This is a genomic window from Paenibacillus sp. IHBB 10380, assembly GCF_000949425.1.
Lineage (GTDB): Bacteria > Bacillota > Bacilli > Paenibacillales > Paenibacillaceae > Paenibacillus_AQ.
Window position 1 is genome coordinate 1815887 of sequence record NZ_CP010976.1, and the last position, 12029, is coordinate 1827915.

Sequence of the window (12029 nt, forward strand, 5' to 3'; positions counted from 1 at the left end):
CTGTTTTTGTTTTTTACGCTACTATCATTATGATATAATGGTTACTTTATAGGGATCGTATAGATTAGGAGGACTATATTTGACAATAAGACAGGCATATCTATGGATCATATTCTTAGTAAGTATCATTCTAAGTTCTTGCTCTTCCCCTTCCTCGAATATTGGAGCTAACACCACGCCAGAACAAGTGGATGACTTGGGTGAACAAGGACAGGTACTGAATGTAGTTACACCGGATACAATTACTTCTAAAAGCGATAATGTTACTAAAAAATATCAAATTCAGACACGCCTGACTGATTTCCACATGATTAACGGAACTACAGGTCTTGCTTGGGGCTTAACAAAGAACGCTCTGCGGATGTATCAGACAAAGGATAACGGAAAGTCATGGATTAATATCTCACCTGCTGCAAATGTTAAATTTGGTGCGAATATTAAATATGGATCTAATGTTTTTTTCATAGATTCACAGAATGGCTGGATTATTCGTAATGCTCAAGGAAAAACAGAGACGGTGTTATTACGTACAGTAAATGGGGGACGTAATTGGAAAATCTCCTCTATTACAGGTGTGGAGAACATTGTTGATATTTACTTCACCTCTATAGATCGTGGTTGGATTATGACTTCGACTCAAACATCGATGGGGAAGGAAGAAAAGGCATTATTCCATACAGACGATGGTGGAGATAAATGGAAAAAGGTTATGCAAAATGCTGGAACGAAAGCTACTGCTAACAATATGCGTGAATCTATACCTCATAGGGGTTATGTTATGGGTATGGATTTCATAGATTCTACGAATGGGTTTATAACGACGAAAGATCTTGGTATCCCTAAGTTATACAGAACAGAGGATGCGGGTACGACTTGGTCTGATGAATCCAAATTCTTCGATAGAAATAAATTTGGAAATTGCAGCAACTATTTTACAGAGGGACCTCAATTTTTTGCAGGTGATAGCTCAAAAGGTTGGATGTCTATAGGCTGTACTCTAGGTAGCAGTTCTAAATTTAATGGCTATTTCACAATAGATGGTGGACATAGCTGGGAATTCACGCCGTTTAATCTGAAGTGGTCTAAAGGTGTGAATCAATTCCTTCAACCTGTATTTATTAATGAAAACGAAGGTTGGATATTACAAGACGTTTCTTTATTCCATACGTATAACCGAGGAAAGTCATGGAGTAAATTACCTCGAAGCCCTATACTTGAGGAGCAGCTAGCGATCCATCCTGTAGTCGTTAAATTAGAATTTATCAATTCATATATGGGTTGGATTTTATTAGAGAATAGTGATACCAAACGTTCCCTTTTACTACAAACCATTGATGGAGGAAGTAGTTGGAAGGTACTGTGAATACGACAAAGGCAGTGTGTATTTTAGGAACACTGCCTAAACACTAAAATAGAATATTGAAAATAATTAAATAAAAATTAAAACTTTTCATTATAATGTGAAATTAATCACAATCATTGTTTGGAATGTATGGTATCTTTAGAGTGTAAAGAAGAAGTGTACACAAGATTGAAACTAAGAGGGAGTGTTACAGATGACAACTTTCGATAATAACGTAGACTTAACTAGTAAAAAACTACTTCAATTTTGCTATACATGTGAAGATGCTCATGCTTGTGATTCTGAAGAGAAATGCAAAAGTTGTTGGGAAGAACATGGAATGCTAACAGAGCAAGAAGCTAACGTGACTGAGACTCAGAAATTTCTACAAATGATGCATGCTTAATGGATTGTATATAAGAAACTATTTATTAAATAGATCGTATTAAGAAGAGGCAAAGGGAAATATTTCCTAGTCTCTTCTTTTGTTATCTATACATACATAAGAAGTATTCAATTTTCAGTACAAGTGGCATATACATTGAGAAGAGACAAGGACAGAAGCTTATCTAAAGTATGTGTACAAGGGAGAAAGGGGGATATCAACTTGGGGATGGATTCATTTTGGATGTTTGATTTCGTTGGAACGGTGATACCGATCTTTGTCGTTGTTTTTATTGGAATTATCTTATTAAGTATCGGTAAGGGTGTGAGACAGTGGGGTCGGAATAACAAACAGCCAATACTTACCGTAGGCTCTCAAATTGTGAGTAAAAGGAATGAAGTGAGGCACCATCAACGGTCGAATGATCAAATGTCCAGCTATACCCGTACTTCTTATTATATAACGTTCGAGGTAGAAAGCGGTGATCGGATAGAGTTCACCGTAGATGGTGAAGAATACGGGATGTGTGCGGAAGGAGATACGGGACGCTTAACCTTCCAAGGGACGCGATACATGGGGTTTCAGAGGAAACCCAAATTCACACCACAAGAGGATGCTTAATCATTTTCATTCGTCACAGGTACTTATCTCGTTCTAGATGGGGGTATGACGCGTTAAATGATTTATGAGGAATAAAACCCCGATGACCACCGCAATTGCGTGATCATCGGGGTTAAGAATGTAATTTTTCCTTACTATTTGCTAACCGTCTGATTATATTCTTGAATTTTAAGTGTAATCTCCTTGGCAGCGTTATCTAGCGCTTGTTCGGGAGATTTATTATTGTTAAGCACTTCTTCAATGGCCGTCTCTGTTAATTGACGAGCTTCAGGAAAGACCCCCATGACGGCTCCTTGTGTAGCTTGACTTGGGATGGTATTATGCAACTGATCTACAGCTGTTTGAAATTGTGGATACTTCGTAAGATTATCTTTCACAATCTGCTCGTCATAAGCTTTTAATGTGATGGGGAAGTAGCCTGTGTTTACATGCCAGTAAGCTTGAGTTGTAGGATTAGCTAGAAATTTAATGAATTCCCAAGCTCCCTGTTGTTCTGATTCTGAACGATTGTTCAGAATCCATAAGCTTGCTCCTCCGACGATTACTCCGCCTTTCTTACCTGCTTCTGGTCTTGGCAGAGTGGTCGTTCCGACTTCGAATTTACCTTCCGCTGCCGTTACAATTCCACGGAGAGATGCTGTTGAATCAAGCGTCATGGCGATTTGACCTGCTGCAAAAGCCTTCTTCGTATCGTCTGTTTTACGCCCCAGATTAATGAGTGACTTATCATCTAACATTTGCTTCCACCACTTTAGTGTGCTAACTCCTGTCTCGTTATTCAACAAGGAAGAGGTAGCTGGACTTGTTCTGCCGTTCCCATTGTCAAGAAGGTCTTGCCCTTGATTCGCGAATAATTGTTCCATGAACCATCCATAAATGGCGAAGGAGGCTCCTGATTGGCCCTTTTTCGTAAGTTTCTTAGCTGCTACAGCTACTTCTTCATAAGTTGTAGGCGGATTCTCTGGATCAAGTCCTGCATCTTTGAATGCATCCTTGTTGTAGTAAAGAATTGGGTTAGAGGTATTGAATGGCATCGAATACAACTGTTTGTCAAAAGTATAGTAGTTCAGTATATTCTGTTCCAGACCAGATATATCATATTGTTCCTTATCTATGAACGTTTGTATTGGAGTAATAGCTTTCGTATCGATCATGTAACGACTACCAATTTCGTAGACTTGCATTAGCGTTGGACTACTCTCGGAATCCATGGATGCTTTGAGCTTGTTTAAGCTCTCATCATAAGTTCCTTGAAAGACCGCTTCAACCTGTACTTTTTCTTGAGAAGCGTTAAAATCAGAGACGAGCTTTTTGAGTGTAGTTTCCAATTCACCACTCATCGAATGCCACCAGATAATTTTAACAGGTTCTACAGGTACTATCCCTGATTCGGTAGAAGCTAATGCTGCTTCACCCTTAACCTCATTATTACCAGCTGATCCACAGGCAGAGACAATCAGCATTACCCAAATGAATACTAATAGTACTAGTGGTTGCTTACGCATTGATTTCAATTCCATGATTTCACAATCTCTCCCTTTTTGAATCATATTTATCTGAAATCAGAAGCAGTCAGGTTCAAAAGCTTCTAATATCGGAACAAGTTGAAGCATGAGTGGATTCTCGTCTAACTTCCTTCTATTTAACTCATGAACAGAACCAAGTAATGCTATATCTAACCTTTAAGTGCTCCAGCCGTAATTCCTCGTACGAGCGGTTTCAGTCCAAGGACAAGCAGTAGCAGGGACGGGAGAAGAACCATAATGATGCCGGCAAAGACTAGATTCCACGCTGTCATCTCTTCAAATTGAAGCATGCTAATGCCAATTTGGACGGTTCTCATCTCCTCTTTATTCGTAATCAACAGTGGCCATAGATACATATTCCAATGATTTAAGAATGAATATACGCCAAGTGTAGCAAGCATAGGAGTGGATAAAGGAAGAACTAAGGATGCAAAGATACGGATATGTCCGCATCCATCGATTTTGGCTGCTTCAAATAGTTCACTAGGTAATTGTAAGAAGGATTGTCGCAGCAAGAATGTTCCAAATGCAGAAGCAAGGAAAGGTAAAATTAATCCAGTATAACTATCTAGCAGATTCCAATTTTTAATCGTTAGATAGTTAGGGATCATCGTCACTTCCCAAGGAATCATCATCGTAGATAGAAAAATAGAGAATAGGACAGTCTTACCTGGAAACCGTAAAAAGGCGAAAGCGTAAGCGGCAGTACTTGCTGTAAGGAGTTGTCCAAACATAATGAGTGATGAGACAACGAAGCTATTCTGAATGAAACGCATGATGGGTATCGTGTTCAGTACCTGACTATAGTTCTCAAAGCGTAGTACCTCAGGGAATAGCCTTGGAGGATAGGCTGCTGATTCGTTACTTGTCATGAATGAGGATGTTAATGTATATAGCAACGGGAACAGTAATAGGCATGAAGCAATAATGAGGATGAAATATAGGAGACTTTGGTTCATTCTGTTCATCCTCATTGATAATGCACCTTCTTCTCAAGGAATTTAAATTGAAACAGAGTAAGCACAAGAATAATGAAGAATAGAATAAGTGCTTGTGCACTTCCAATGCCAAATCTGTAATTTACAAATGCATCCTGATAAATGTTATAGACCATAACATCGGTGCTATTCATAGGACCACCCTTCGTTAGAATGTTGATCTGTCCGAATGACTGAAATGCTCCAATGATAGATACAACAAAGACAAAGAAGAGGGAAGGTGTAATGAGGGGTAAGGTCAAGCTAATAAAAGTACGAATGGGACGGGCTCCGTCTATTTGAGCACTATCATAAATATCTTGGGGCACACTTTGCATCCCGCTCAGTAATACAATAAATTGGAACCCAATATTCATCCAGATGGTCATAAGAGCGATTGATATAAGGGCCCAATTGGGGTCAGTTAACCACTGAATAGGCTCAATACTCAGTAGTCCTAGAATATAGTTAAGCATCCCTAAAGTCGGATGATATAGGATCATCCAGATAATAGAGCCTGTACCAACAGAGATAGCCATGGGCAATGAGAAGATGAAGCGAAAGATCCTGATCCCACGTAATTTGCTTTGAGCCAGACCTGCAAGGAGCAAGGCAAGGAGGATTCCTGTTGGCACGGTATAAAGAATGAATAGTAAGGTGACTTGAATACTTTTGTAAAATAGTTCAGATGTTAATAGGTTCGTGAAATTATCTAAACCTACATACTGAGCGACCCGGCCTCGCGGATCTGTTAGATACAAACTCAAATATAGAGATTTTACAAGCGGGTAGAAAAGGAAAATTCCGAATAAGAGAAGAGAAGGGGCTAGAAATAAGTATGCAAGTAGACGTTCAAACCACATCAAACGACGTAGAGACTTCTTATTAACTTTGTGCTTAACAGAGGGTGTGAAGGTAGGATTTAGGGTGACCTCTTTATTCATGAATAATGTTACCTCGCTTTCGGCTGTTCATTCTTATGAAGAGTATAAAATTTACATGTTAGAGGGGATTACCCTTTTTGTTAAATGATTGTTTATTTATGAAAAAGTCACCTTACTGGGCGAATGAACATAAGATGGGGTTAAGAATGAGAAATACTTGTTGGTAGGGGAGGCGGAGCGGAAGATGGCTGTTATTAAAACAAACTCAGAAGAGGCTAGGTTATTAGGTAGGTTAATGAGAGCCGAAGCTGAGGGAGAAGGAGAGCAGGGCATGTTAATGGTTGGAAACGTAGGCGTTAATCGTGTATTAGGAGATTGTTTGGACTTTCCAAGTATTCGCACGATTACGCAAATGGTATACCAAAGCCCTGGAGGATTTGAGGCAACGCAAAAAGGATATTTTTATCAAAAGGCACGAGAAAGAGATGTTAGGTTAGCTACACGAGTCATTAATGGTGAACGAATATGGCCTGCTAGTAATGCTCTTTGGTTTTTCAGGCCTGAAGGAGCTTGCCCAAGTACATGGTACAATCAACAAAATACAGGTAGGTTCAAATCGCATTGTTTCTTTAGCCCAACGGCAGGGGATTGCCCTACAGTGTATTAAAGATGAACTGAAATGAACTCTTATAAGTATAGAATTAAATCTGCTTGTATTATAAGGAGGAAATATATAACGTGATTACACAACAACCTTATCAACCCCAACTGGTAAATTATAGAATTGGAAATGGTAATGATCGTGGACTGCATAATAATAATATGCCTTATATGGGAATGGGATCGGGCATGATGCCTCCCCAATCAGGTGGGATGCCACCTCAATCGAGCATGATGCCTCCCCAAGTCCCTAGTGGGAGTCCTATGACACCGTCAGGAACTATAGCGAGTACGACTCCACCGCCGGTCTTTGAGCAATCCTATGTTGAGAACATTTTACGTGCAAACTTAGGGAAAACAGGAACATTCTACATGACATACGAGAACAATTCGGAATGGAATGCCAAGATATTCAAAGGGGTCGTCGAAGCTGCTGGTCGTGACCATATTATTATTAGTGACCGGGCTACGGGTAAGAGGTTTCTACTTTTAACTCTCAACTTAGATTACGTAACATTTGATGAGCCTCTTAATTATTCATATCCTGGAGTGATTGGTACTTCAGGCCAAGGTAGTAGATAACATTTCAATATTTAATATCAAGTAGGGGACGCTCTTTTCTTCGCAAATGACGAAGGCGTCCCTTTAGGCGTGTTAAATCGCTGTTTTTCCATGAAAACTCATTGTTTCTGTATGATATAGTCATACGTCGACGTTTGACTGTGTATTGTAGAACTATATAATTAAATGAATAAGTTAAAATCATACTGAATGGAGATGAGTCGCTTGGGAAGTTGATGCTGTCTAAACAATCCATGGATATGAACAATCAAATTACTCTAAGAATACGAAGGAGGTGTACCTATTCGTCAAAGAAGGATATCGACGAATAGGAATAAGATTGGATGACCCTTTACCGAGTTTATTTTATTTATTATGGTTATTTATTTTAGTTGTATTGAATGGATTTTTTGTATCCGCTGAATATGCTATGGTTAACGCAAGAAGTAATCGAATCGAAACATTAGTTGCAGAGGGACGGAGAGGTGCATTATTTGCACAGAAAATTACCAACAACCTGGATGCTTATCTTTCTGCTTGCCAGCTTGGTATTACACTCGCCTCTATAGGATTGGGTTGGATTGGCGAAATTGCAATTTCAGGGTGGATAAGGCCTGTATTGAGTATTTTAGGGTTCAACAATACGATAGTAACGGTGGTTTCTATTGCGCTTGCTTTTCTATTTGTCACGATCGTGCACATCGTTCTAGGTGAATTAGCACCCAAAACATTCGCGATTCGGAAATCAGATACGGTAACTTTATTATCAGCAGCACCGATGACTTTATTCTATACGATCATGTACCCGCTTATATGGTTATCCAACAGACTGGCTAATGGTCTAATGAGAATGCTACACATCGAACCAGTATCAGAGCAGGACTCAGCTCATACGGAGCAAGAAATACGCATTTTGATGAAAGAAAGCAATAAAAGTGGACTTATTAACAATACAGAACTTGCGCTTGTCGATAATATATTTGGCTTTGCGGAGACGACTGCAAGGGAGATCATGATCCCTAGAACGGAAATGATCTGTTTATACAATCATATTCCAAGAGAAGAGAACCTGGAAATCGCATACGATGGAATGCGAACACGCTATCCGATATGTGAGGGAGATAAAGATAATATCATCGGATTTATTCATATCAAAGACTTGCTTAGAGCTAATGACATCGAATATCCTCACATCGTCCGCCCAATTATAACGGTTCCAGAATCGATTCAGATCAGTGAATTACTTAAGCTGATGCAACGTGGTAAGACTCAGATCGCCATATTAATTGATGAATATGGGGGTACTTCAGGACTTGTAACGTTGGAAGATATTATGGAGGAGATCGTTGGGGAGATTCAAGACGAATTCGATGAAGAACGACCCGGTATAGAGAATATAAGAGATGACGAATATTCCATTGATGGATTAATGCTCATTGATGAAATTAATGAACGTTTTGGATTAGATATGGACACCACCGATTACGATACTATAGGTGGCTGGCTCTATTCACGACTTGAAACGATCCCTCCTCAGAAGGGCCAATCAGTGGAATTCGACAACTATATATATATAGTGGAAGAGACGGACAACAAGCGGATCGCAAGAATACAACTGCTTAAGAAACAATTCATGGTGGAAGAAGCAGGAGCATAACTTAAAGGCACGTATAAAAAGACAAGGTGAGATCGAGCACCTTGTCTTTTTGTGTGAACATTATAGCGGCAGGAATCGGATGGTACAGCTGTTTGATTAAATATTGCGCGTGACGTCTCTTATTTCCCAATCTGTACATAATAATTTCTTGATGCGCTCTCTAATGCGAAATAGTCTTTGTTTGATAATTTCTTCACGAGTGTTGAGTAGCACAGACATTTCCTTGTATGACAATCCGTATTTCCATCGATACTCAATGATAGCTTTAGATTCGGGTTTGAGTGTATTGATGTATCTTATAATGGAGTCCTCCATCATTTTCGTTTCAACAATATGTTCAACAGATATTGGGGAAACGGACAGTTCTTCTAAACAGATGGAGTCACTGCTTAGGGTTATTTGATTCTGAAGATGTTTTTTGTTTTTTCGTAAATAATTCATACAGGTATTTCTTGTCACTACTTTTAGCCAAGCTCTTAACTTCACTTCATTCTCAAATTTTGGCTTGTTCTCAATGATTTTAATGAATGATTCTTGAATGATATCTTCTGTAGAAGAACGATCTTTGACAATACAGTAAACTAAACCATAAACATATTCATAGTATTCATAATAAACTTTTTGTTGGATGGATTGACTAAGTATATTGAAATTTGCTGTCACCAACAATTGAAGCGTATTCGACATGGTACTTCCCTCTCAATCTATCATCTTACTATGTCACCATAAAAGAGTACTTATGTATACCCATCTATATTACCATTTAATTCATGAATGAACTTAACTATTTCATATTTGGATATTTAATGTGGAAATGGACATCTAGAAGGTTAAGGCAATCTCTCTGACATCGCCCCTTTGGAATGTATATGGCATGATATGATATGATATAAATGAATGAATTTAAGCGATTTCACAGGAGGAAGTAATGGATAATCCAAATGCAGCATTTGAAACTAATTTTCAAGGAGAAACCGCCATATGGCTTACGCATGGGCGCTATGAGGCAGCCGTGCTGCCTGAAATGGGCGCTAATCTAATTCTATTTAGAGATAAGGAGAAGGGTTACCACTTCTTGCGTGAACCGAAGGCAGAAGAAATGGATGATTTCAAGGCAAGTCCCGGAATCTATGGGATTCCTGTGTTATTCCCACCGAACCGCTATGAAGATGGTAAATTTCCTTGGGATGGGCAAGTCTATCAATTGCCAGTGAATGAGCCTGTTACAGGTAATCATTTACACGGTTATATGCATACGCTACCATGGACTGTAGAACGTTATACATCGGATGTATTGGAAAGTGTGGTCATTCTTTCACAGAGAGTAAGCGAGGGGCATCTGTACAAACAATACTTTCCTTTCGACTTCACCATTAGACTGCGTTATACCTTGAGTGATGCGGGCCTTCAGCAACAGGTTACAGTAATCAATGAAGGTACGCAGCGTATGCCGAATCTAATTGCATTCCATACGGCTATCCATGCTCCGTTTGCACCTGATAGTAAAGCTTCTGATTACCGTGTTAAGATCACCATCGGTGAACGTGTTGAACTGAACGAGCGCAATTTGCCAACAGGTCAATTCCAGCCCTTATCGCCTGATGAAGTACTAATGAAGGGGGATGGGGTGAATCCTTATTTTGCAGGGATGGATAACCATTACACGGCAATGCCTCAAAATGGGCGTAATCATATGGAGTTGACGGATACTCGGACAGGCGACAAGCTCATTTATGATGTAGGTACGTCATATAAGTATTGGATGATTTGGAACAATGGTGCAAATGGCCGATACTTCTGTCCTGAACCGCAAATGAACTTAGTGAATGCGCCTAATATAAGTGGCAAGGACGCTGAGGAGATCGGGTTAATCGGAATAGAACCAGGAGAGATCTGGGAACAAACCAGTCGTTTATACGGCATTAATAATTAATTTCATTAATTAAATGAATTAGGTTGAACTAACAATAAAAAGCACATATCTTTATCGTAGATATGTGCTTTCATATACTTGGTTCCAATAGTCGGGTTAGTTAAGTTGTTGACCACAGTTACGACAGTATTGGTCTGCTGTAGCTGATGCTGTGCCGCAATGTGTACAGTGATTGCTCTTTACTTCGGTATTGTATGGAGAGGCGATAGGGACTGTTTTCACCTTCATGAGATGGAATTGCTGCCCACAGAATGGACAATATGTTGCATCAGTAGGGAGCATTTTGCCACAACCACATTCTTTGAGATTTTGACTATGTTGGAGTTTGCGCTGCATTTGTTCAATTTCATGTTCTAATCGCTGAATAGCTTGTTGATATTTCTGTAAAGATACAGTTGGAATTACACTCTCCTTGCGCTTCACACAGGCATAGATAACCCGTCCAATGTCGGTGTAATTCTTTTCTATTTCTCTTTCTTTCGTAGTTAATTGAATTTTTAATGTTGTAGTTTCAACGGTATTGTGTGCTTTTTTGCTAACGTCAGAGACACCTTGTTTCAGTTTAAAGAAGAACTGGGACATACATTTCCTCCTTCATGGGTTGTACCTTGGAGGGTTACTCCATGATTTTTGCAGTCAATATAAAGATTCTACTTATAGTGTATGGTCTTACACGGTTGTGTATGACCTTGGTTAGATTTATAACAATCCTACAATTAAACCTTTTTAAGGGGTGAACTTATGGCGAATCTAGATCACAAAGAAATCATTATACATACTTATGATGAAGCAGTTAAGCTTATCGAGCAGATAGGTATTTTACCACTCGCTTCCATGATTCCAGGGCATCCTTCGCTTGTTAGTGTGACAGCTCCTAATCAGTGGCATTCAGACACAGACAATGACCCATGGAAATGGCGGACGCGATTTCCTGGAGATGGAGCCGCAGCATATGGAAAAATGATGAAGAAGAAAGCCGTCCTGATCTCGCGCGAATGGTTCCCTTATGTGCTAAAAGTAGTTAGTCACACCGATGATCCAAATACTCGTTATCACAACGGATTAATGTCTAAAGCAGCCGTTGAGGTCTATCGATGCATTCAGGAGCAAGAAGGTATTGATACACGAGCGTTAAGAGGACGTGCTGGGATGAAAGCCAAAGAAATGAAAACTGCTTTTGATAACGCAGTACTTGAGCTTCAAGGAAATCTAGATATTGTGATCTCGGGCGTTAAGGAGAAAGTAAATGAACTTGGAGAACAGAATGGCTGGAACAGCACTTCTTATGAAACGGTAGGCCATTGGATGGAGGGGGCAGGCATGAAGACACTAACACTTAGTCGTGAAGAGGCCAGCTTTGAATTAAGTGATAGACTTGAAAGCGTCTGTAGTGCCGAGGCTGTTCTATTTCTACGTAAACAGTTTCAAATGAAATCCTTCCAATAATATAATAGGGTATGATATGTATTTGAGAAGAGGGGCA

The 12029-nt window shown here is 39.5% G+C and carries 13 protein-coding genes; 8 read left to right on the forward strand and 5 right to left on the reverse strand.

What is annotated here, in order from left to right:
• The first annotated feature begins 79 nt into the window (after positions 1-79).
• The 3 genes from UB51_RS07765 to UB51_RS07775 all read left to right on the forward strand — a co-directional run bounded on the left by UB51_RS07765 (position 80) and on the right by UB51_RS07775 (position 2348).
• Positions 80-1363, forward strand: a complete 1284-nt coding sequence (locus tag UB51_RS07765) for a YCF48-related protein (RefSeq protein ID WP_044876822.1) — start codon at positions 80-82, stop codon at positions 1361-1363.
• 193 nt (positions 1364-1556) lie between these two features.
• Complete coding sequence (locus tag UB51_RS07770) at positions 1557-1748, forward strand: hypothetical protein (RefSeq protein ID WP_044876823.1); 192 nt, start codon at positions 1557-1559, stop codon at positions 1746-1748.
• 201 nt (positions 1749-1949) lie between these two features.
• Positions 1950-2348, forward strand: coding sequence for a DUF2500 domain-containing protein (locus tag UB51_RS07775; protein WP_044876824.1), 399 nt, complete (start codon positions 1950-1952; stop codon positions 2346-2348).
• A gap of 134 nt (positions 2349-2482) precedes the next feature.
• Here the strand turns inward: UB51_RS07775 and UB51_RS07780 are convergent, their stop codons facing one another.
• The 3 genes from UB51_RS07780 to UB51_RS07790 all read right to left on the reverse strand — a co-directional run bounded on the left by UB51_RS07780 (position 2483) and on the right by UB51_RS07790 (position 5714).
• On the reverse strand, positions 2483-3868 hold the full coding sequence (locus tag UB51_RS07780; protein WP_044876825.1) for an ABC transporter substrate-binding protein: 1386 nt from the start codon (positions 3866-3868) through the stop codon (positions 2483-2485).
• Positions 3869-4023: 155 nt separating this feature from the next.
• Positions 4024-4842: a carbohydrate ABC transporter permease gene (locus UB51_RS07785; RefSeq protein ID WP_082063288.1), complete on the reverse strand. Its 819-nt coding sequence runs from the start codon at positions 4840-4842 to the stop codon at positions 4024-4026.
• A 2-nt stretch (positions 4843-4844) separates the two neighbouring features.
• Positions 4845-5714: a carbohydrate ABC transporter permease gene (locus tag UB51_RS07790; RefSeq protein WP_234405640.1), complete on the reverse strand. Its 870-nt coding sequence runs from the start codon at positions 5712-5714 to the stop codon at positions 4845-4847.
• 265 nt (positions 5715-5979) lie between these two features.
• Between UB51_RS07790 and UB51_RS07795 the strand changes: the two genes are divergently transcribed.
• The 3 genes from UB51_RS07795 to UB51_RS07805 all read left to right on the forward strand — a co-directional run bounded on the left by UB51_RS07795 (position 5980) and on the right by UB51_RS07805 (position 8613).
• Complete coding sequence (locus UB51_RS07795; protein WP_044876828.1) at positions 5980-6402, forward strand: cell wall hydrolase; 423 nt, start codon at positions 5980-5982, stop codon at positions 6400-6402.
• A 71-nt stretch (positions 6403-6473) separates the two neighbouring features.
• Positions 6474-6977, forward strand: coding sequence for a spore coat protein GerQ (gerQ, locus tag UB51_RS07800; RefSeq protein WP_082063071.1), 504 nt, complete (start codon positions 6474-6476; stop codon positions 6975-6977).
• Between the two features lie 319 nt (positions 6978-7296).
• A complete protein-coding gene (locus UB51_RS07805; RefSeq protein ID WP_044876829.1) occupies positions 7297-8613 on the forward strand; it encodes a hemolysin family protein in 1317 nt (438 codons plus the stop codon).
• 96 nt (positions 8614-8709) lie between these two features.
• Here the strand turns inward: UB51_RS07805 and UB51_RS07810 are convergent, their stop codons facing one another.
• Positions 8710-9300 carry an RNA polymerase sigma factor gene (locus UB51_RS07810; RefSeq protein ID WP_044876830.1) on the reverse strand — a complete coding sequence of 197 codons (591 nt, stop codon included), beginning with the start codon at positions 9298-9300 and terminating at the stop codon, positions 8710-8712.
• A 241-nt stretch (positions 9301-9541) separates the two neighbouring features.
• On the opposite strand from UB51_RS07810, the gene UB51_RS07815 reads away from it, so the two are divergent.
• Entirely contained in the window at positions 9542-10546 is a 1005-nt protein-coding gene (locus tag UB51_RS07815; protein WP_044876831.1) for an aldose 1-epimerase, read from the forward strand.
• A 96-nt stretch (positions 10547-10642) separates the two neighbouring features.
• Here UB51_RS07815 and UB51_RS07820 read toward each other — a convergent pair whose 3' ends face one another.
• Positions 10643-11128 carry a double zinc ribbon domain-containing protein gene (locus UB51_RS07820; RefSeq protein ID WP_044876832.1) on the reverse strand — a complete coding sequence of 162 codons (486 nt, stop codon included), beginning with the start codon at positions 11126-11128 and terminating at the stop codon, positions 10643-10645.
• Positions 11129-11287: 159 nt separating this feature from the next.
• Here UB51_RS07820 and UB51_RS07825 point away from each other — a divergent pair, with 159 nt between their 5' ends.
• The gene (locus UB51_RS07825; protein WP_044876833.1) at positions 11288-11992 is read left to right on the forward strand and encodes an AlkZ-related protein; all 705 of its coding nucleotides are present in this window, start codon (positions 11288-11290) and stop codon (positions 11990-11992) included.
• The last annotated feature ends 37 nt before the right edge of the window (positions 11993-12029 follow it).

Coding starts and splice junctions, on each gene's coding strand:
- UB51_RS07825 (WP_044876833.1), top strand. CDS start 11,288: ATGGCGAATCTAGATCACAAAGAAATCATTATACATACTTATGATGAA.
- UB51_RS07770 (WP_044876823.1), top strand. CDS start 1,557: ATGACAACTTTCGATAATAACGTAGACTTAACTAGTAAAAAACTACTT.
- UB51_RS07795 (WP_044876828.1), top strand. CDS start 5,980: ATGGCTGTTATTAAAACAAACTCAGAAGAGGCTAGGTTATTAGGTAGG.
- UB51_RS07820 (WP_044876832.1), bottom strand. CDS start 11,128: ATGTCCCAGTTCTTCTTTAAACTGAAACAAGGTGTCTCTGACGTTAGC.
- UB51_RS07790 (WP_234405640.1), bottom strand. CDS start 5,714: ATGTGGTTTGAACGTCTACTTGCATACTTATTTCTAGCCCCTTCTCTT.
- UB51_RS07810 (WP_044876830.1), bottom strand. CDS start 9,300: ATGTCGAATACGCTTCAATTGTTGGTGACAGCAAATTTCAATATACTT.
- UB51_RS07815 (WP_044876831.1), top strand. CDS start 9,542: ATGGATAATCCAAATGCAGCATTTGAAACTAATTTTCAAGGAGAAACC.
- UB51_RS07785 (WP_082063288.1), bottom strand. CDS start 4,842: ATGAACAGAATGAACCAAAGTCTCCTATATTTCATCCTCATTATTGCT.
- UB51_RS07780 (WP_044876825.1), bottom strand. CDS start 3,868: ATGGAATTGAAATCAATGCGTAAGCAACCACTAGTACTATTAGTATTC.